This window comes from Devosia sp. GW821-FHT12F11 (assembly GCF_058806655.1).
The window spans coordinates 116,250-135,053 of record NZ_JBXAPX010000011.1; the positions used below are offsets into that span (position 1 = coordinate 116,250).

The window sequence follows — 18,804 nt, forward strand, 5'->3', positions numbered from 1 at the left end:
CCGGCCTTCGGCCACCTTCTCCCACAAGGGGAGAAGGCCCTCCCTCTACCGTCGGTGGCTTCTCACCACGGAGGACAGCCTACCCGCCCTCAGGTCGTAAACCCCGGGTCGAACACCACCGGCAGCACGTGGTCCGGCTGGGCGAAGCTGCCGGATTTGAGGCGCGCCAGCATCGCCTCGCCGGCGCGTTCGCCGACGGCGTAGGCGGGGGAGATCACCGTGGTCATGTGTGGCCGGGCGTAGCGATGCGCCTCGAAACCGTTGAAGCCGACCACCCTCACATCCTCGGGCACGCGCACGCCGCGATCGGTCAACAGCAACATCGCCGCCGTCGCCACCGGGTCGTTGGCGCCGACCACGGCGCCAGGCACGGGGTGGCTGTCGAGGTAAGCGGCAAACGCCGCCTGTACGTCGGCGAACGACTCGCTGGCGGCCTCGAGCACGGTGACCTCGGCCGCGCTGCCGGCCATGGCTATGCTGTCGCGGATGCCGGCGATACGGTTCTCCACCGCTGGCCAGGGCTGCTGCGGGATCACCACCAGGATATCCATGACGCGGCGGGCGAGGAGGTGATCGCCGATCAGCCGGCCGCCGCCCCGATCATCCTGGCGCACCGTACAGATATCGGCTCCGGCGTCCTGCAGTTCCTGCTGGAACACCACCACTGGTTGGTTGAGATCGGCCAGCCGCCCGATGGCGGCGAGACGCTCCGGCTTGGGGCCGGAAATCATGGCGCAGAAGCCGGCGACTTCGAAATTGCGCATGATCATCGACTGCGCCAGTTCGGCCCCAGGCATTCCCTGGATGGTGAGCGTGTAATCGGCGTGGTTCAGCACGTTGGCCAGCCCCGCCACCACCTGGCAGGTAAAGAAATCGGCGAGGAAAGCCGGGGACTCGTCGACGATCACCATGCCGATCGAGCGCTGCTCGGAGACCCTGAGGCTGCGGGCATTGGAGGAGCGGCGATAGCCCAGCCGCTCGATCTCGCGCTCCACCCGCTTCCTGGTGGCGGCGCTGACGAACTGCGTGCGGCCATTGATGACGTTGGATACCGTCATCGGCGACACCTCGGCGGCTTTCGCCACATCCTTGATCGTCGCCCGCGGCCGCCGCTCGTCACCGCTCATCGCTGGAAATCACCTCATCGGAATGCTCACGACATACATATATCGTTACATCCCAACGCGATAGAGCCGGTTGGCATTCTTCCAGAAAATCGCCTCCGACTCGTCGTCGGAAAGCTGTTTGAGGATGAGCTTGAACGCCCCGTAGGCCTGGTCGAAGGTGGCGGCGAGGCCGAGCACCGGATGGTCGCTCGCCAGCATGGTGCGGTCGGTGCCGAACGCCTCGAGGCAATCGAGCACCACCGGGCGGAGACTGTCGAGGCTCCAGTGCGGATCGTAAGCCACGAGGTCGGAGACCTTGATCGCCACGTTTGGGGCGCTGGCCAGCGCGGTGAGCCCGGCCCGCCAATGCGCCATGCCTTCGTCGGTGCGATCGAAGGGCGAGCCGCAATGGTTGATGATGAAAATGAGATTGGGGAAGGCCCGCGCCAGCTCCAGCGCCTCGGCGGCCTGCCAGGGCGAGATCATCAAATCGAACGACAGCCCAAGTGCATCGAGGTGCCTGAGCCCGGCCTGCCAGGCCGGGCTGCTCATCCGATGACGCTCCCTGGAGAACGAGCGTGCCGGATCGGGGTGCCAACTGAGGATGTCGCGGATGCCGACGACCTTGCCGTGCGCGGCGTAGCGCTCGAGGATTGCAGGTGTCTCCGGCGCATCGAGGATGGCGTTGCCGACATAGCGGCGCGCCATCCAGTCGGGCTTTGCCAGCGCATCGAGCCATGCCAGTTCGGCGAAGGGTTCGCCCGGCTCCCAGCCGGCCTCGACATGCACGGTGCCGACGACATTGTGTCCCGCGGTGTCGCGCAGGTAGTCGGCCGGCAGGCAACTCTGAGCCAGCACGCCGGCGGCGCCGCGCAGCCAGGGGTGCTTGTCGAGCGAGCGGTCGAACAGATGGTGGTGCGGGTCGATGATCGGCCCGGCATAGAGCCCAGTCGCGTCGCGCATATTGTTGTCTATCGTCCCATATAGCGGCGGCGGCTGATCTGCTCGCCCAGCGTCAGCCAGCGGCGGGCGGGCTCACCCTCCAGCAATGCCATGATCTTGAGCGCTTCGCCCTGCAATTCGGTAAGGCGCGGCACCGGCAGGGTCTGGTTGGCATCGACTTCCTCGGCGATGGCGATGAAGCGCTCGGCCTGCTGTTGTCCACCCAGCCGCGGCGCCAGTTCATTGGCGACGAACGCGTCCCAGCTCAGCGTCGGGTCCCAGCCGAAGCGCGAGAAGGCGAGGTAGCTGAGCTCGACCGTGGCGTAATAATCCGACGGCTCGCCCCAGACGGTCAGCCCCTCCATGCCGAGCTCGCGGCCGCGGACCGACATATCGGCGAAGGTTCTCGCATTGAATGCATAGCGCTCGGTGCGCTCGTCGCCGTTCCACTGGCAGGCGAACTGGCAGCGCAGCACGTTGGGCTGGGTGGGGAGGCTCTGCACATAGTCGGTCGCCAGCTCGGTCCTCAGCCGCTTCCAGAAGCTGCGATTGGCGGTGTGCTGGTAGATGGCGCCCCTGGGCAGCCGGTGCTGCGCCTCGGTCGCCACCGGATCGAGCAGGTTGTCCCACTGCATCTCGCAATAGATCCAGAGATCGGGGCGCTTGGCCTTGGCTGCCCGGTACAGGCGCGGAAAATTCTCGGCCATATCGGTATGCGACCAGGAATCGCCGTGGTCGTCCTTGCGGCGGGCGGCCTCGGCGTCATTGGCGCGGCGGGCGACGCAGCGCTCGCAGCCGCAGACGCCATAATCGCCGCTTTCGATATTGATGCCGCCGATCTCGAACGTCTCGGCCAGCCAGGCGACGGCTTCCTCCATCCACGCGATCACCTCGGGGGCGCTCGGGCAGGCGCTGACGGTGTAATCGGAATGCGGGAAGTTGAGCGGGAAGGCGAGGTCGGCGATCTGGAAGCCGACATCCTTCTCCATCTTCGCCGCATGCTGCGGGTTGGCCTTCAGCCAGGTCGAGAGGTTGTACTTGTGCTTGCCCTCCCAGTAGACCCCGCCATAGGCGCCGATGGCGATGCCGGGGATGATGCGCACGCCGCGCTCATTGCCATAACGGCAGAGTTCCTTGGCCGCTTCGATGCCGCCATGGCTATCGCGCAGGAACCCATAGACCGTGATGCCGCCAATGCGGTTGATCGAGCAGAAATCCACCAGCCGCTTGTAATCGGCGAGGAAGCCGCCGGGCGGCTTCTGGAACGGGTTGAAGACGCCGATCTCCTGCTGGCCGATCTGCGACAGCTCCCAGTTGGTCGAGTGGTCCCAGGTCCAGAAGGTGCGGTAGGCGAGGCCGGGCTTGCCGGTGACTTCGCTGGCCCAGGCGGCGAGATCGAACCTGCCGGCCGAACGCTGAATGATCTCCTCGACGCCATAGATGACGCCGGAGAACGGGCCGCCCGATATTTCGAGGGTACCGTCGCGCGTCGCGATCGCAAATTCGCCCTCGGCCAGCGCCGGATCGAGCACCAGCCGCACGTTCGGCAGCTCGGCGCCGAAGGTTTCGCGCAGACGTCGCGCCGCGTGTGGGTGATTGTCCTCGCCGTCGATGGCCATTGCCTGAAATCCTCCCGTTGGTGGTCGTCTGAACCTGCCGCAGCATGGCGGCGATCCTTGACAGAGTTAAGCAGCGCTCCTATCAAATATCAACATCAACTATCGCCAGTGATAATTGACGCGTTCGAACCGAGCCTGTTCCGGGCCTCTGCAGCGACCGCGTGATGGAGACCTCATGACCTCGACGACGCTCCCCGCCGCCCTTGCCGACCTGCAGCAGGTCTGGCCGATGCCGAGCCGGCCGCGGCCGATCACCATTATCGGCGCCGGTGGCATCGTCCGCGACGGGCACCTGCCGGCCTATCGGAAGATGGGGCTGCCGGTTGCCGGCATCTTCGACGTGAACCAGGAGACGGCCAAGACCCTGGCGAAGGATTTCGGCGTCGAGGTGGTGCACCCGACGCTGGAAGATGCGATCGCCGCCTGCGGGACGGAGGGTATTTTCGACCTGGCATTGCCGCCGGCGGTGCTGCTCGGCACGGTCGAGCAACTCCCGGCCAACAGCGCGGCGCTGCTGCAGAAGCCGGTAGGGCCGGACCTCGCCACCGCCCGCAGGATCGTCGCGGCGATCGATCAGCGTTCGATCACCGCCGCCACCAATTTCCAGTTGCGCTACACCCCTTCGATGCTGGCGATCCGGGATGCGGCGCGCAAAGGCCTGCTCGGCGAGATCGTCGAAGTCGAGGTGCGGCTCGCCGTCTATATGCCGTGGGAGTTGTGGAGTTTCATCCCGCATCTCGATGCGGTCGAGATCCCGCTGCACTCGATCCATTACCTCGACTGGATCCGCTCGCTGCTCGGCGAGCCCGAGAGCGTCTATGCCAAGGCGGTGAAGCACCCGCGCTACCCGACGCTGGCCGATGCGCGCTCCTCGATCATCCTCGACTATGGCGACCGGGTGCGCTGCGCGCTGTCGCTCAACCACACCTACAATTACGGGCCCGAGCATATCGAGGCGACGATCCGGGTCGAGGGCACGGCGGGCTGCGCCCACCTCACCGTCGGCTACCTCGTCGACTACGTGAAGCCGGTGCCCGAGACGCTGGAAATGACCATCACGGGCGTGCCGTGGACGACGGTGCCGCTGGTCGGCGGCGAGCGGGTGCCTGACGCCTTCGGCTTCGTCATGGCGAACCTGCAGCGCTTCGTTGCCGGTGAGGACACGGTGCTCGACACCGACGTGCACGATTCCATCAAGACTATGGCGCTGGTCGATGCGGCGCTGAAATCGAGCCGGCAGGGCGGGGTGGTGCCGGAGGGGGTGTGAGGGCTGGCGGAGGACGCGAGGCCGGTGTGCGTTGACCCCCACCCCTGTCCCCTCCCCGCAAGGGGGAGGGAGACCCTCTCACCGACATCTCAGTTTGCGTCTCCCTCCCCCTTGCGGGAGGGACCAAGGATGGGGGGCCACAGCCACCGGCCCAACCAGTCAAACCGCAGCAGACTTTTGTATAAGAAATTACACTTTCATATTGGAAACTTGTCGTGTTAGCGTCACGACACTGACACGGGACGTGAAGATGCGCGTCCGAGGGGTGTGTCGATGGGGTGATCGGGGTGGCGGGGCGCTGTCCCGGCGCCCACAGGGGATAGCGGCGTGACGGGCTTCGGGCCGGCGCCGGGCATCAGAGGAAGGGATATTCAGATGAAAGTTGCTTCGAGGCAGGGCTGGCAGATGGCGGCGGGCGCCGTGGCGCTGGCAGCGATGATGGCGCCGGCGCTGGCGCAGGATGTCACCACCATTCGCGTGCTCAATTGGCAGCCGGGCGGCCCGGATTACTGGACGCAACTGGTGGCGGCGTTCGAGAAGGCCAATCCGGACGTGAAGGTCGAGCTCGAGACCGTGCCGTTCGACCGCTATCCGAGCGTCCAGGGCCCTTACATCGCGACCAAGAGCGGCCCCGATGTGATGGAGAACAATGCCGGCCTCGAGCTGTTCGATCGCCGCAGCGCCTATGTGCAGCTGCCCGAGGACGTGCTCGCCGCGGCGGGCGACCTGATCACCTATTCGGGCGGCTGCCTCAACTACGACACCACCCAGCCCTGCTACGGCCTGCCGTTCGGCTACCAGGGCAACGTGATGTACTACAACAAGGCAGTGCTCACCGAGGCCGGGCTCGATGCGGCCAACCCGCCCAAGACCTGGGACGAGATGGATGCCGCCTGCACGGCGGTGAAGGCGATCGGCAAGACCTGCCTCGCGCACGGCATGACCGGGGTGTTCCCGGCCTACTGGAACTTCCCGGAAGTGGCGCGCAACTTCCTCACCGAAGACGACATGCGCGCCATCATGGCGGGCAAGCTCCCCTGGACCGACCCCAAGATGGTGTCGATCCTCGAAGCCATGGCCTCGATCGGCACGACGCGCGGCTGGATCAACTCGAGCTCGCCGTCGATCTCGATGCTGCCCGACGGCGCCGATATCTTCCAGAGCGGCAATGCCGCCTTCGCCTCCACCATCATCGCCGATGCGGTGAACTGGGCGGCGTTCGGCGCAGCCCTGGGCGATGAGAATGTCGGCGCCATGAACTGGCCGGTGCTGGTGGCCGATGCGCCGCTGGCGCACAGCTTCAGCGGCACCGAGAGCTCGGTGTTCGGCGTGACGCCATGGAGCACCAAGCAGGAAGCGGCTTTCAAGTTCGTGAAGTTCGTTGCCGGAGTCGAGAACGCCAACCTCCTCGCCAGCGTCGCGGGCGGCATCTCGCTCAACAAGAATGTCGATCCGAACGCGCTGCCCAAGTCGCAGGCCCTGGCGCAGATCCAGGAGATCATCAAGACGCCGACGCTGCATGTCGGCGTGCTGCTCTCCGGCCAGGAAGCCGACGCCCTGGCGCGCGGCTGGCAGGAAGTGACGCTGGGCACCATCACGGTCGCCGACTGGACCGCCCAGATGCAGACGGCGCTCGAGGAGAGCCCGAGCAAGGCGCAGTAAGCGGGGACTGCTGGCATGGTGGTGGGCTCAATCTCAGCCCACTCACCGGCTGTCATCCCTGCGAAAGCAGGGACCCATCTCGCCGCCCGCGCCAGCCGATAGTTGGGTCCCAGCTTTCGCTGGGATGACACCGGTGGGTGGGCAAGGATGAGGCGGCCAGCCACTCCGCTGCTGCTGCCTCACCCATCGACCATCCGGAGCCGGCTGTCCGGCTCCGTTTCACCTTCGGACATAGCATGACCCAGATCGACCAGTCATCGAGCAGCGGCCTGACCCGCAAAAAACGCCGGATGCGGCCCGAGCTGATCCTTGGCATCGCGCTGGTGGTGCCGGGCATCGCGCTGGCGGTGATCTTCAAGCTGGTGCCGCTGGTCCGCGCCTTCATCCTCAGCCTGTACCAGACACGCGGCTTCGAGGAGCCGAAGTTCGCCTACCTCGCCAACTACGCCTCGATGTTCAAGGACCCGGTGTTCGCGACCTCGTTCAAGAACGCGGCCCTGGTGTTCGTGACGCTGCCGGTGTGGATCTTCCTGCCGCTGGTGCTGGCGCTGCTGATCTTCCAGCGTTCGCCCGGCTGGAAACTGTTTCGCGCGGTGTATTTCCTGCCTTACATGATCGCGCCGATCGTCGTCGGCATCATGTTCCGGCAGATCCTCGCGCCCGATGGGCCGCTCAATGCCTTCCTGATCTTCATCGGCCTTGCGCCGCTCGCCATCGAGTGGCTGAACGGGGCGACCAGCGCGCTGTTCTCGCTGACCGCGGTGGCGCTGTGGAGCTTTTTCGGGCTCGGCGTCCTCACCTATCTCTCGGGCCTGTCGACCGTCCCCGACGAGGTGATCGAGGCGGCGCGGCTCGATGGCGCCGGGTTCTGGCGGCTGTTGATCGAGATCGTCACGCCGCTCCTGAAACCGGTGATCGGCTACTGGACCGTGCTCTGCACCTCGTCGATGCTGATCTGGATGTTCCCGCTGATCTATGCGCTGACGCGCGGCGGGCCGGGCAGCGCCACCATGCTGCCCGAGTACCTGGTGTTCACCACCACCTTCGAATTCCTCAATCGCGGCAAGGGCGCGGCCATCGGCATGGCGCTGTTCGTGTTCGCCGCCATCGTCTCGGCCTTCGTGGTCCGGCGCATGTATGCCGAAGGAAAGGCCAGCAAATGAGCCTCGCCAGCGTTTCCGACAGCGTACCGGATGAAGTCGCGCCGGGCAGCAACCCGCTGCTCCGCAGCATCGTCAAATGGGCGGTGACCTTCGTCCTCGTAGTGGTGGCGGTGGTGGCGCTTTATCCGCTGGTGTTCACCGTCCTCAACTCGCTGAAGACCCGCACCGGCTATGCGCAGAACCCGCTCGGGCTGCCGCTCGACATCAGCTTCGAGAACTATGCCGAGACGTTCGTGCGCATGGACGTGCCGCGGCTGCTGCTCAACAGCATCATCACCACCGGCGGCGGGCTGCTGCTCTCCACCGTGGCGGCCTTGTTCATCGCCTATGCGGTGACCAAGCTGCGGATCAAAGGCGGCAACCTGATCTTTCTGTTCATCATCGCCATGCTGGTGATCCCCAGCCAGGTGGTGATCTACCCGCTCTACGAGACCATTCTCGACCTGGGGCTCGGCGGCACCTACCAGGGGCTGATCTTTTCCTACGCAGCGTTCGGGCTGCCGATCAGCACCTATATGCTGGCGGCGTTCTTCCGCGCCATTCCCGACGAGCTGATCGAAGCGGCGCGCATCGACGGGGCAGGTGAGTTGCGCATCCTGTTCCAGATGATGCTGCCGATCTCGACCCCGGCGATCGCGGCGCTCTCCATCCTCAACTTCGTCTGGATGTGGAACGATCTGCTCTTGCCGCTGGTGATCATGGGCGGCTCGGACAAGACCACGCTGATGGTCGGGGTGGCGCTGCTCTCGGGCCAGTATGACGTGTCGATTCCGTTGATCAGCGCCGGTTTGATCGTTGCGTTGCTGCCGGTGATGATCGTCTACTTGCTGTTCCAGCGGCAGATCCTGTCGGGCGCGCTGGCGGGGGCGGTGAAATGACGGCTCGCGATACGGCGCCAGGTGAGGCGTTCCTCTACATCTACCGGCTGAAGCCCGGCATGGGCCCGGCCTATGACGAAAAGCACCGCGCGGTGTGGCCGGAGATCCTCGCGCTGATCGATGCGGCCGGGATCACCGATTATCAGATCTGGCGGCACGAGGAGATCGTCGTCTGCCGCATGCGGGCGCGCGACGGGTTTCGCGCCGCATCGGCGGCAACTGCCGCGTCGGAGGTGCAGCGCGCCTGGACCGCTTCGATGGCGGAGATTTTTCTCTCGATCGGTGATGCTGACGGCGAGCCACTGTGGCTCGACGAGGTGTTCGCACATCGCGTTGGGGAGACGACGCGATGAGTTGTGCAGTCGCGGCTGACAGGCCGGCGCGGGAAGAGTACCCCCACCCCTGTCCCCTCCCCGCAAGGGGGAGGGAGACCAAAACACTGACGCCGGTGGGGGCGTCTCCTCCCCCCTTGCGGGGGAGGGACAGGGTGGGGGGTACTCTGTGCGAACAGAACTATCCCCACGCCATCATCGATGGCCTCTCAGGTCGGCCGCGCCGGCGGGCGTTTTTCGCGGATCGGGGCCAGCGGGAAATTGGGTTCGATCAGCGTGCCGTCGAACAGCTGGGTGATGGCCTTGGCTGCCTCGAACTGGGCGCGGCTTGCCGTTTCCAGCGACACCCGCTCCTTGCTCGAGGGCAGATACGGCATGGTCAGCACGGCGAGCGCGTGGCCGTTGGCGTCGAGGATCGGGAAGCTCACATCGGTGATGCCCTGCAGGCCTTCGCCGGCGATGATCTCGTAGCCGGTGCGGTGCAGCGTTTCGACCCGGCGCTTCAGCGCCACCATGTCGGTTTCGGGCGCGGTGCGCTCGATCTCGGCCATTACCCAATCGCGGATCGCTGGCGGCTGGAAGGCCAGCAGCAAGCGGCCGGAGGCGGTGGAAGCCGCGGGATTCTGGGTGCCGACACGCAGGCGGAAGCCGAGCGGGGCGGGGCTATCGACCTGCGCCACGACGCGGATGGCGAGCCGGTCGAGAATGGCAATGTGCAGCGCCTGGTAGGCAGCGATCGAGGTCGAGTACATGATCGGCAGCGCCGCATCGAGCAGCCGGCGCATCGGCGGGTACTGGTTGGCCAGCACGTGCAGGTGGTTGGAGAGGAAGAACCCATCCTCGCCCGGTCGCCGCTGGATATAGCCGCGGCGCTCGAGCGCCATCACCACACGGTAGACCTCCTGCAGCGAGCGGCCGAGCAGCTGGGCGATCTCGCTCTGGGTGATGCCCTTCGACTGCGTCGCCAGCAGTTCGATCACGTCGAGTCCCTTTTCCAGCGCCGGCACGCCATAGGCGAGTTTGTCGCCGGCTTCGGCGGTCTTGTCGGCGGCTTTGGTCGCCGGCTTCGCGCGCGCTGCCTTCACGGGCTTTTCGGGCGTCGTTGCTGCCGCGGCAGGGCGTCCGGTTCTGGCCATTCAATTGGTCTCCCTCGGCATTCTGGTGGCAGAGCCGATGCTGCAGCGCAAGAGCCGGGACGGCTCGGCGCACACCGCATCGACTATCACAAGAGAACGTAGACTATCACCTGTAAAATTGCGCATGGCTTCGCGGCTGTGGGCAATCCCGACATCACGACCAAGAGCAGAACATGGACCGCAACATTTCACAGAAGCTGGCCACCGCGACGGTGGACTTCGACAAGCCGGGCAAGCAGGTCGGGTTTTTCCACATCCCGCTGTCGGTGCATGACGATGCCTGGGGCGTGGTGCCGGTGCCGGTGGCGGTGATCAAGAATGGCGAAGGGCCGACGGTGATCCTCGAAGGCGGCAACCATGGCGACGAATATGAAGGTCCGATCACGCTGGGCGAGCTGATCCGCGAGCTCGACCCGGCCGATGTACAGGGCCGGCTGATCTTCATCCCGGCGATCAACCTGCCGGCCGTGAACGCGGCGCGACGTACCTCGCCGATCGACGAGATCAACATGAACCGCACTTTCCCGGGCGATCCGCTCGGCACCACGACGCGGCAGATCGCGGCCTATGTGAACGACGTGATCTTCCCGATGGGCGATGCGTTCATCGACCTCCATTCGGGCGGCTCCTCGCTCGATATCATCCCGAGCTCGGTGATCGAGCCGGGCGCGACGCCGGAGCAGCACGCGGCCAATGTGGCGGCGGCCAAGGCATTCGGCACCGAGATCGCGGTGGTGATCGACAATCGCGGCGATCCGCGCACCGCCACCGCTTCGGCGGCGCTGCAGGGAATGACGGTCATCGGCACCGAAATGGCCGGCGGCGGCACGGTGTCGGTCGATGCGCTGGCGCTCTGCCGGCGCGGCGTGCGGAACGTGCTGGCGCATCTGGGGGTGCTGCCGGCGAGGATGGCGAGCCCGGTCGCGGCCGAGCCCAGACTATACGACCTGGGCCCCAAGGCGCATGTGATCGCCGAGGATGACGGGGTGTATGAGCCGCTGCACAAGCTCGGCACCGTGGTGGAGGCCGGGCAACTGGCTGGCCGCATCCATTTCCTCGCCAATCCCGGCCGGACGCCGGTCGAACTGCATTACCGGGCCAGCGGCATCCTTTACGGCCGTCGCCAGCCGGGCCGGGTGCGGCCGGGCAATTGCTGCTTCGTCGTTGCTTCGCCCTATGAGGCGCCCTCAGCATGATCACCCTCGCCGACATCAACGCTGCCGCAACCCGCATCGCCCCGCATGTGCGGCGCACCCCGACCATCGAAGCGCGGGCCTTGTCCGCGCCAATCACGCCGGCAAAGCTGTCGCTGAAGCTCGAGAGCCTGCAGGCCACCGGTTCGTTCAAGGCGCGCGGCGCCACCAACAAACTGCTGTCGCTGCCGCCGGAAGCGCTTGAGCGGGGCATCGTCACTGCCTCGGGCGGCAACCACGGGCTGGCCGTGGCGCGGGCGGCGAAGCTCGCCGGGGTGACGGCGACGATCTACGTGCCCGAGAACATCACCGCAGCGAAGGTCGAAAAGCTGAAGCGCTGGGGCGCGACGGTCGAGATCGTCGGCAAGGTGTGGAACGAGACCAACCTCCACGCGCTCGCCTTCGCCGAAGCCAAGGGCGCGGCCTATTTCCACCCCTTCGCCGATGCGGCGGTGATGGCCGGGCAGGGGACGGCGGCGCTGGAACTGCTCGCCGATGTGCCCGACCTCGATGTGGTGCTGGTTGCCATCGGCGGCGGTGGGCTGGTCTCGGGCATGGGCGTCGCGATCAAGGCGCTGAAGCCATCGGTGAAGATCATCGGCATCGAGCCCACGGGCTCGCCGACGCTCAAGGCCTCGCTCGATGCGGGGCACGTGGTGCGGCTCAAGGAAGTGACGAGCCGCATCGCCACGATGAGCTGTGCCGAGACGGACCCCGCTGTGTTCGACGTAGTGCGGTCGGTGGTCGACGACGTGGTGCTGCTCAGCGACGAAGACATGCTGGAAGCCAGCCGCTGGCTGTGGTTCGAACTCGGGATTGCCGCGGATCTGAGCGGGGCGGCGGCGGTGGCGGCGCTGATGACCGGACGGGTGGCGTATGGCGCCGGGGTTTCGGTCGGAGCGCTGGTGTGTGGGGCCGGGCCGGAGGGGATTGCTTAGCGGCTCGTCGCCGCTGCGGCCGGTGGCTGTGGACCCCCACCCCTGTCCCCTCCCCGCAAGGGGGAGGGAGACCCCTCACACCAGCATCTCAGTTTGCGTCTCCCTCCCCCTTGCGGGGAGGGATCAAGGGTGGGGGTCAGCCCGCGCCGGCGTAGCGTTGGGCTAAGTCGCCACCCCGATACACGCGAAATACGGCACCAGCGCCGCCTGCACCTGAGCGTAGATCAGCGCTCTCGCCCAATCCGGCGACCGAGACTCGAGCCGCTCGGCTCGCGCGATCACCTCCGGCGCAAAATACTGCTCGAGCAGCGGAGCCACTGGCTTCTTCGTGCCCAACGCCGTCAGCAACTGCCCGACGGCTGTCGTGGCCTGTGGCTGGGCCCAGTAGTAGCGGATGCGGTCGGCGTAGCTGAAGTGGCGCAGCAGCTTCAGCGTGGCGGCGTCGCCGGCATAGTGCTTGGCCCAGTTCTTGGGGGTGTCCAGCATCAATGCTTCCATCACCGGGGCGATGGGTTGGCGCGCGGCATCGGGCGCCAGCCAGCTTGCGACGCCGTCGAGGGCGTAGATGGCCTGGCGGTAGGCGAAGGTGAGGGCGGGGCCGACTTTCAGCACGGCGAAATGGCGCTGCGCCAGGGCCGGGAAGACGTCCGGATACTGGTAGTCGGTGGAATGCGCCTCAAAGCTCAGCCCGTCATGCCCCTCGAGCACCGGCGACAGCAGGTCGGGCGAGGCGATGTCGAAGCGGTGGATGTGGTCGGGGGCGAATTCGAGGCCCGGCTGCACCACGAGCCCGACGGCGCGCTGCCACGCCGTTTGCTCCAGTCCGAGCGCGGCGAACGCATCGCGATGCGCCGCGATGGTGGCGCGGGCATTGGTGGGCTCGGTGGGGGCGATACCGATGGGACCTTCCTCGGCCCGCGCGCCGCCTGGAGGCGGCACTTCGGTGCCGAACATGTAGCTCAGCGATGTCGGGTCGGTGGCGGCCGCTTCGCAGACCGCGGCGAGATCGGCGGCGCGCTCCGCGCTCAGCGCATCGCCGACCGCGGCGGGCTCGCCGGCGCAACCTTCCGAGCAATCGAGGTGGATCTTGGTGAAGCCGGCTTTGACATAGGCGGCGACGAGATCGCGGGCATTGGCCATGGCGATCGTCGCCGGCTGGTCGCGCCAGGCCTGGGGCCCGAGGTGATCGCCGCCGAACAGCACGCGGCCGGCGTCGACGCCGGTGCGCTCGGCGATCCCGCGGACGAAGCTGATGAAGTCTGGCGGCGTCATGCCGGTATAGCCGCCGAACTGGTTCACCTGGTTGCTGGTGGCTTCGATCAGCAGCGGCACGTCCCACTCATCGGCGAGCAACAGCGAGGCCGCGAGCACGTCGGGATGGGCGGAGCAGACCGAGGGCAGGGCCTCGCCCGAGCCTTTGCGGTTGCGGGCGATGAGATCGCGCAGTTCCCTCATTTGCGACCTCCGGCCACCAGCATGGCGGCGCCGCGGACGCCGCTGGCATCGCCGAAGCGGGCAGTGGCGAAGGCGGGCTGGCGTACGCCGGGCAGCATCTTGGGGGCGAAGACCCGCGACAACTCGGTGACGAGGCCATCGATGTTGGAGAGGCCGCCGCCGATCACCACGCAATCGGCGTCGATGGTCAGCTGGATGGTGTGGATCAGCTCGCCGAGGATATCGAACCAGATGTCGAGCACCGTCCGCATCGCCGCATCCCCGGCCGCGGCGCGGGCGACGATGGCGGCGGAGTCGACCGTCTCGCCGGTGAGGTGTTTGGCGATGCGGCCCATGCCGGGGCCGGAGAGCAGGGTCTCGTAGCAGCCAGTACGGCCACAGCCGCAGCTCAGGATCGGCAGGTTGTGCCGCTGCACCAGCTCGGCCGGCAGGCCGAAATGGCCGACCTCACCGGGGAGGCCGTTGTGGCCGACGACGAGCTTGCCATCGACGGTGACGCCGCCGCCGACCCCGGTGCCAAGGATCAGGCCGAACACGGTGCGATAGCCGGTGCCGGCGCCGCCATTGGCTTCGGAGAGGGCAAAGCACTTGCAGTCGTTTTCGACCGGAATGGCGCGGCCGATGCGGGCCGAGAGGTCGGCGCTGAGGGTGTGGCCGGTGGCCGGCACGTTGGAAGTCATCGAGATGCCGGTGGACGGATCGATCAGCCCGGGAAGGCCGACGCCAAGCTCCACCTTGGTGCCGCTCACCTGGTCGAGCCAGCCGACGGCGCCCTGCAGCGCCTGCAGCAGCTCTTCGTAACTACCCTTGGCGGTGGGGAAACGCTGGCGCTCGAGCACCTCGAGCCGGCTGTCAAACAGCCGCGCCTCGATCTTGGTGCCGCCGACATCGAGGGCGCCGAACAGCTGCGGGCCAGTCTCGGGCAGCGGGTAAAGCTTCACCCCGGCGACGACGCGGGTGAGGTTGCCCGAGGCGAAGGGGTTGTCGACCGTGAGGCCGAGCCTGTGCGACCAGATCACCGACAAGAGCTGCGCCACCATGACATAGAGCACCGACGACCAGGCGTCGTTGCCGACCGACGGCACCGGAATGTCGGAGCCGGCGGCGGGGTCGCCGAGCCGCAGCACCACATCGGCGCCGAACTGCGCCGCGACTTCGGTGGCGAGGTCGGTGTCGTAGCGGCGGGTGTGCGGGTCGGAGGAGAGCAGCACGAACACTCGGGTCTTGCCGTTGGTGATGGCCTTGGGGCCATGGCGGAAGCCGAGGGTCGAATCCCAGGAGGTGGGGATCTGGCCGGCGGCCAGTTCCAGCACCTTCAGTGCGCTTTCGCGCGACGAGCCGGTGAGCGGGCCGGAGCCGAGGAACACGGCGCGTTCCGGCATGGGCAGCGCGATGAGCCGCTCGAGCTGTCCAGCGAGCAGCGCCTCGGCGCCATCGGCCAGCCGGGCCATGAGCTCGGCGACCGGCGCCGGCGGGGCGGGGTCGAACACGGCGAGCGCCGTCAGCAGCATGGTGGTGTAGCTCGACGTCATGGCAAAGCCGCTGTCGTCGGTTTCGGGCGGCAAGACGATGTTGCGCAGCTCGCCCGGGCCGGCATTGTCGGTACGGGCCAGCGCGCTATTGGCGTTGCAGGTGATGTGCAGCCGATCGGCTTCCGGCGCGTGGTCGGCGAGCAGATCGAGCGTACCGATGGTCTCGGAACTGTTGCCGCTGCGGCCGAACGACACCACCAGGAGTTTTATGCCGGGCCTGAGGTAGTTGCGCGGTGCGGCGATCAGGTCGGTCGAGGGGATGGCGCGGAAGCGGATCGGGCCGGGGGCGGTATTGAGGTAGCTTGCCAGCGTTTCGCCGACAAAGGCCGAAGTGCCGGCGCCGCAGAACCAGATCTCATCCGGACGGCGCTCGGCGATCCAGGCCGTTACCTCGGCCGCGATGGTCGCAAGACGCGGGCCGAAGCTGCGCCAGATCGCCGGCTGGCGCTTGATCTCGCGGGTGGTGGCCCAGCGGTCGAGGTCGTTCTGGGGGAATGCGGCGTCGGTCATCAGGTGCTTCCTTCCGGCTCGACCCGGTGAACGGCGACGCCATGCTGCTCGAGCAGGGCGGCGGTGTCATCGGCAAGGCCAGTGTCAGTGATCACGGCGTGGATACGGTCGGGTTCGCAGATCCGGTGCAGGGCCGGAGCGCGGAACTTTGTGGAGTCGGCGAGGACGATCACCCGTTGGCTTACCGCCACCATGGCGGCGTTCTGGTGCGCCTCGGCTTCGTTGAAGGTCGAAAGGCCCAGCACCGGGTCGATGGCGTCGGCGCCGAGATAGATGGTGTCGAAGCGCATGCCGCCGAGCGTGCTCTCGACCATGCGGCCGGAAAGCGAATTGGATTCGAAGCGCACCGTACCACCCGGCAGCATGACGGTATGCTGGCTGGCGCCGCGAAACGCCTCGGCGATGTTGAGGCCGGTGGTCATGATCACCAGCGGGTTGGCGGCCCTGAGATTCTCGGCAAAAAGCTGCGTGGTCGAGCCGGAATCGATGATGATCGAGCGGTCGTCGCCGACGAGCGACAGGGCGAAGCGGGCAATGGCGCGCTTGGCGGCAAGGTTGACCACGGCCTTGTCGCTGACGCCGGGGTCGATGAAGGCGCCCTGCGCTTCGCGGGCCAGCGACATGGCCAGCGCGATGCGGAAATCCGGCAGGCCCTTGAAACCGAACTGGCGGCAGAAGCGCAGCACGGTGGGCTCGCTCACCCCGGCGGCCCGGGCGATCTCCTGCAGCGGCTCGCGGATGAAGGCCTCGGGCGAGGCGAGCAGATACCCGCCCACCAACTGGAACGCCTTGTTGTAGCCGCCGAGCCCCAGCGAGATCGACTGGATCAGCGTCGGGGCCGTGGGCTCCAATGCCGCCATTACTTCACCTCGTCGACGGCCCGCATGCGGAAGTTGAGATGCGCCGGCACCGGGTGCTGCTGCAGCCGTTCGGCCAGCTCTGCCGGCGAGGGGGCGCGCTTCAGCGCCTGCTGCAGGCGGCCGCGCTGCAAGGCTACCCAGAGCTCATCGAGCAGGTTCTCGCCTTCGCGCACCGTGGCGAAATGGCGGTCGAGCAGCCGTTCGAGCAGGTCGAAATCGCCCTCCGACGCGGCGACCATGGCACGACCCAGATGCACGCGCTCGTCGGTGAGCGCCGAGGCGGGGAGGCCCGAGGCAAAGGCACGGAGCCGCTCGAGCCGGCCGTGCTTGACCAGCAGGCTGACGATCTCGGCGGCGAGCGCCGGCGGGGCATCGCCGCTGGCCCAGGCGGCGAGATAATCGCGGTCGGCGGCATCGGGGTCGCTGGTGACCAGGGCGCGCTGCCGGCGGCCGAGCCAAGTGGGTTTCAGCGCAACGGAACGCTCGAACAGGGCGCGCGCCGCATCGCGATCGCCATTGTCGAGCGTGGCGATGCCGAGCAGCAGGGCGTGGAGCCAGGTCTCGCCCTGCTTGTCGCGGCTCTTCTCCAGCGCCGCCACCCAGATGGGCGAAACGGCGAAATCGGCTGGCACCCGCTTGAGGCTGACCTCGGAGAAGCGCCCGGTGGTCGCGAGCTCATCCCAGCAATCGGTCGCGTGCGGCACGGCGAAATCGAGGCCCTGGGCGAGCGGCTTGCCGGTGAGCTTTTCCTGGCGCGCGCCCCAGGGCGAACCGTCGCTCAGGCGCTGGGTCAGCGGCTGGCGCGACACCGCGGTGAGGAAGGCGTCGACATCGGCGAGCTCGGCAGCGGGGAAGCGGGTGTCGATCGCCTTGGCCGCGGCGCCGACGGCGCGCTGGTAATCGGCGGCATGCACGTCCGCGGGGTCGACGCTGAGCGCACCATAGACCTCAGTCCAGTGCACTTCGCTGTTGGGCTGCAATTCGAAGCGCTGGTTCTGCGTCGGCGCGATGCCGCTCTGGATTTCGATGTAGTCACCCTCACCGGGCTTGGCCAGGTAATCCATCCACTGCTGGCCGCCGGCGCCGGTGCCGAAATAGAAGAATTTCCGGCCCTTGAGCGCCGAGGTGGCGGTCTGCGCGAGGCCGACGCCATCGGCATCGAGCCCGGCAATGAACAGCCGTTCGGCATCGGGCTTCCGGAAGAACACCGAAGTCGAGTCACGCCATTTGTCCGGATAGGAGCCGTCGAAACGATCGGGATCGGGGAAGGGGAAACGGGCCAGCTCGTTATTGGGCAGCACGTGCTCGATCGAGTAATCGGCGGGGGCGAGGACGCGCATCCCCTTCGACATCGGCGCCGCGACATTGGTCCACCAATAGGCGAGTTTCACCGCATCGGTGTTGTTGACGATGCGGCCATGCACATAGAGCCGGTCGTCGTCATCGGGCAGGAACAGGTCGATCTGCCAGGTGGCTTCGACGATGCGGTCAAACTCGTAGATGCGCAGCACCGGCCCGCGGTCGGTCTCGATGATGCCGGCGAACACCTGGGCGGTGGTGAAGGGGGTGTGGCCGGGGATCAGGCCGTTCCACTCGATGCCGCCCGAGAACCAGGCGTTGAGCGCGGCGAGGTTGGCCGGCTGGAACACCGGGTTGGTGAACACCAGGTCGCGACCGAGCTTCAGGTCGCGCAGCTCCATCAGGCGCCCGCCATATTGCGGCGCCACGGCGACGCGCAGCCGCTCGTTCTCCAGCGTCACCAGCGGCATCTCGCCCGGCTCCTGCGAGCGATCGTAATCGTCGTAGACCCGGTAGGGCAGGATCGAATCCTTGCCCCAGTTGAAGCCGTGGGCGTTTTCCTCGTCGGTGAGGCCGCGATTGGGCGGGGTGTTCTTGTCGATGGTCGGCTGCTGCCAGCGGAAGCGGGGCAGGGTGCTCGGCCCGCCCAGGTTCGACATCGGCAACGGGCGCGAAGTTCTGGTGATCTTGGTCTTGGTCATTGGCGCCTCCCGGTCGTGCAAGCGCGGCGAAAGTACACGGTGTTTGTAGTTTTGCAACATAGATGTTTGTGAAACTACATCTGGTCCTGTGATAGCTGCCCCACCCCCTCCCAGCCTCCCCCATCAAGGGGGAGGTGTTGGCTGGTGGATGTGGCTCCGTCCTGCCCCAAGCGCGGAACGGCACCTCCCCCCTTGTGGGGGAGGTTGGGAG

Annotated in this window: 15 protein-coding genes; 7 read left to right on the plus strand and 8 right to left on the minus strand. The window is 66.9% G+C overall.

Annotated features, from left to right (window positions below; translation table 11 throughout):
• Positions 1–89 precede the first annotated feature (89 nt).
• From AC1ROK_RS26460 to AC1ROK_RS26470, 3 genes are read right to left on the minus strand one after another with little or no spacing between them, the layout of a single operon-like run.
• Positions 90–1,127, minus strand: coding sequence for a LacI family DNA-binding transcriptional regulator (locus tag AC1ROK_RS26460; protein WP_492852552.1), 1,038 nt, complete (start codon positions 1,125–1,127; stop codon positions 90–92).
• A 45-nt stretch (positions 1,128–1,172) separates the two neighbouring features.
• Positions 1,173–2,069, minus strand: a complete 897-nt coding sequence (locus tag AC1ROK_RS26465; RefSeq protein WP_492852554.1) for an amidohydrolase family protein — start codon at positions 2,067–2,069, stop codon at positions 1,173–1,175.
• Between the two features lie 8 nt (positions 2,070–2,077).
• Entirely contained in the window at positions 2,078–3,667 is a 1,590-nt protein-coding gene (locus AC1ROK_RS26470) for a hypothetical protein (protein WP_492852556.1), read from the minus strand.
• Between the two features lie 175 nt (positions 3,668–3,842).
• On the opposite strand from AC1ROK_RS26470, the gene AC1ROK_RS26475 reads away from it, so the two are divergent.
• The 5 genes from AC1ROK_RS26475 (at position 3,843) to AC1ROK_RS26495 (ending at position 8,990) form a co-directional block, all read left to right on the plus strand.
• Positions 3,843–4,934 (plus strand): Gfo/Idh/MocA family protein, encoded by a 1,092-nt coding sequence (locus tag AC1ROK_RS26475; protein ID WP_492852558.1) that lies wholly within the window; start codon positions 3,843–3,845, stop codon positions 4,932–4,934.
• Positions 4,935–5,309: 375 nt separating this feature from the next.
• Positions 5,310–6,596, plus strand: coding sequence for an ABC transporter substrate-binding protein (locus AC1ROK_RS26480; protein ID WP_492852560.1), 1,287 nt, complete (start codon positions 5,310–5,312; stop codon positions 6,594–6,596).
• A gap of 236 nt (positions 6,597–6,832) precedes the next feature.
• Positions 6,833–7,759, plus strand: a complete 927-nt coding sequence (locus AC1ROK_RS26485) for a carbohydrate ABC transporter permease (RefSeq protein ID WP_492852561.1) — start codon at positions 6,833–6,835, stop codon at positions 7,757–7,759.
• Entirely contained in the window at positions 7,756–8,637 is an 882-nt protein-coding gene (locus tag AC1ROK_RS26490) for a carbohydrate ABC transporter permease (protein ID WP_492852563.1), read from the plus strand. The genes AC1ROK_RS26485 and AC1ROK_RS26490 overlap by 4 nt, the downstream gene beginning before the upstream one ends.
• Positions 8,634–8,990 carry an L-rhamnose mutarotase gene (locus AC1ROK_RS26495; protein ID WP_492852565.1) on the plus strand — a complete coding sequence of 119 codons (357 nt, stop codon included), beginning with the start codon at positions 8,634–8,636 and terminating at the stop codon, positions 8,988–8,990. Before AC1ROK_RS26490 ends, AC1ROK_RS26495 begins: the two co-directional genes overlap by 4 nt.
• Positions 8,991–9,178: 188 nt before the next feature.
• On the opposite strand, the gene AC1ROK_RS26500 is transcribed toward AC1ROK_RS26495, so the two are convergent.
• Positions 9,179–10,105 (minus strand): IclR family transcriptional regulator, encoded by a 927-nt coding sequence (locus AC1ROK_RS26500; RefSeq protein WP_492852567.1) that lies wholly within the window; start codon positions 10,103–10,105, stop codon positions 9,179–9,181.
• 173 nt (positions 10,106–10,278) lie between these two features.
• Here AC1ROK_RS26500 and AC1ROK_RS26505 point away from each other — a divergent pair, with 173 nt between their 5' ends.
• Both AC1ROK_RS26505 and AC1ROK_RS26510 read left to right on the plus strand, forming a co-directional pair.
• Positions 10,279–11,301, plus strand: a complete 1,023-nt coding sequence (locus AC1ROK_RS26505) for a succinylglutamate desuccinylase/aspartoacylase family protein (RefSeq protein ID WP_492852569.1) — start codon at positions 10,279–10,281, stop codon at positions 11,299–11,301.
• The gene (locus AC1ROK_RS26510; RefSeq protein ID WP_492852571.1) at positions 11,298–12,236 is read left to right on the plus strand and encodes a threonine ammonia-lyase; all 939 of its coding nucleotides are present in this window, start codon (positions 11,298–11,300) and stop codon (positions 12,234–12,236) included. The genes AC1ROK_RS26505 and AC1ROK_RS26510 overlap by 4 nt, the downstream gene beginning before the upstream one ends.
• A 162-nt stretch (positions 12,237–12,398) precedes the next feature.
• Here AC1ROK_RS26510 and AC1ROK_RS26515 read toward each other — a convergent pair whose 3' ends face one another.
• The 4 genes from AC1ROK_RS26515 to AC1ROK_RS26530 are packed head-to-tail and all read right to left on the minus strand — an operon-like array spanning position 12,399 to position 18,593.
• A complete protein-coding gene (locus AC1ROK_RS26515) occupies positions 12,399–13,691 on the minus strand; it encodes a class II D-tagatose-bisphosphate aldolase non-catalytic subunit (protein WP_492852573.1) in 1,293 nt (430 codons plus the stop codon).
• Positions 13,688–15,733, minus strand: a complete 2,046-nt coding sequence (locus AC1ROK_RS26520) for an ROK family protein (RefSeq protein WP_492852575.1) — start codon at positions 15,731–15,733, stop codon at positions 13,688–13,690. The genes AC1ROK_RS26515 and AC1ROK_RS26520 overlap by 4 nt, the downstream gene beginning before the upstream one ends.
• Positions 15,733–16,593: a transcriptional regulator gene (locus tag AC1ROK_RS26525; protein WP_492852577.1), complete on the minus strand. Its 861-nt coding sequence runs from the start codon at positions 16,591–16,593 to the stop codon at positions 15,733–15,735. The genes AC1ROK_RS26520 and AC1ROK_RS26525 overlap by 1 nt, the downstream gene beginning before the upstream one ends.
• Positions 16,593–18,593, minus strand: coding sequence for a DUF5107 domain-containing protein (locus tag AC1ROK_RS26530; protein WP_492852579.1), 2,001 nt, complete (start codon positions 18,591–18,593; stop codon positions 16,593–16,595). Before AC1ROK_RS26530 ends, AC1ROK_RS26525 begins: the two co-directional genes overlap by 1 nt.
• Positions 18,594–18,804 lie beyond the last annotated feature (211 nt).

What these genes read in the sequence shown, in the direction of transcription:
- AC1ROK_RS26460 (WP_492852552.1), bottom strand. Translation starts at nt 1,127, where the DNA reads ATGAGCGGTGACGAGCGGCGGCCGCGGGCGACGATCAAGGATGTGGCG.
- AC1ROK_RS26465 (WP_492852554.1), bottom strand. Translation starts at nt 2,069, where the DNA reads ATGCGCGACGCGACTGGGCTCTATGCCGGGCCGATCATCGACCCGCAC.
- AC1ROK_RS26470 (WP_492852556.1), bottom strand. Translation starts at nt 3,667, where the DNA reads ATGGCCATCGACGGCGAGGACAATCACCCACACGCGGCGCGACGTCTG.
- AC1ROK_RS26475 (WP_492852558.1), top strand. Translation starts at nt 3,843, where the DNA reads ATGACCTCGACGACGCTCCCCGCCGCCCTTGCCGACCTGCAGCAGGTC.
- AC1ROK_RS26480 (WP_492852560.1), top strand. Translation starts at nt 5,310, where the DNA reads ATGAAAGTTGCTTCGAGGCAGGGCTGGCAGATGGCGGCGGGCGCCGTG.
- AC1ROK_RS26485 (WP_492852561.1), top strand. Translation starts at nt 6,833, where the DNA reads ATGACCCAGATCGACCAGTCATCGAGCAGCGGCCTGACCCGCAAAAAA.
- AC1ROK_RS26490 (WP_492852563.1), top strand. Translation starts at nt 7,756, where the DNA reads ATGAGCCTCGCCAGCGTTTCCGACAGCGTACCGGATGAAGTCGCGCCG.
- AC1ROK_RS26495 (WP_492852565.1), top strand. Translation starts at nt 8,634, where the DNA reads ATGACGGCTCGCGATACGGCGCCAGGTGAGGCGTTCCTCTACATCTAC.
- AC1ROK_RS26500 (WP_492852567.1), bottom strand. Translation starts at nt 10,105, where the DNA reads ATGGCCAGAACCGGACGCCCTGCCGCGGCAGCAACGACGCCCGAAAAG.
- AC1ROK_RS26505 (WP_492852569.1), top strand. Translation starts at nt 10,279, where the DNA reads ATGGACCGCAACATTTCACAGAAGCTGGCCACCGCGACGGTGGACTTC.
- AC1ROK_RS26510 (WP_492852571.1), top strand. Translation starts at nt 11,298, where the DNA reads ATGATCACCCTCGCCGACATCAACGCTGCCGCAACCCGCATCGCCCCG.
- AC1ROK_RS26515 (WP_492852573.1), bottom strand. Translation starts at nt 13,691, where the DNA reads ATGAGGGAACTGCGCGATCTCATCGCCCGCAACCGCAAAGGCTCGGGC.
- AC1ROK_RS26520 (WP_492852575.1), bottom strand. Translation starts at nt 15,733, where the DNA reads ATGACCGACGCCGCATTCCCCCAGAACGACCTCGACCGCTGGGCCACC.
- AC1ROK_RS26525 (WP_492852577.1), bottom strand. Translation starts at nt 16,593, where the DNA reads ATGGCGGCATTGGAGCCCACGGCCCCGACGCTGATCCAGTCGATCTCG.
- AC1ROK_RS26530 (WP_492852579.1), bottom strand. Translation starts at nt 18,593, where the DNA reads ATGACCAAGACCAAGATCACCAGAACTTCGCGCCCGTTGCCGATGTCG.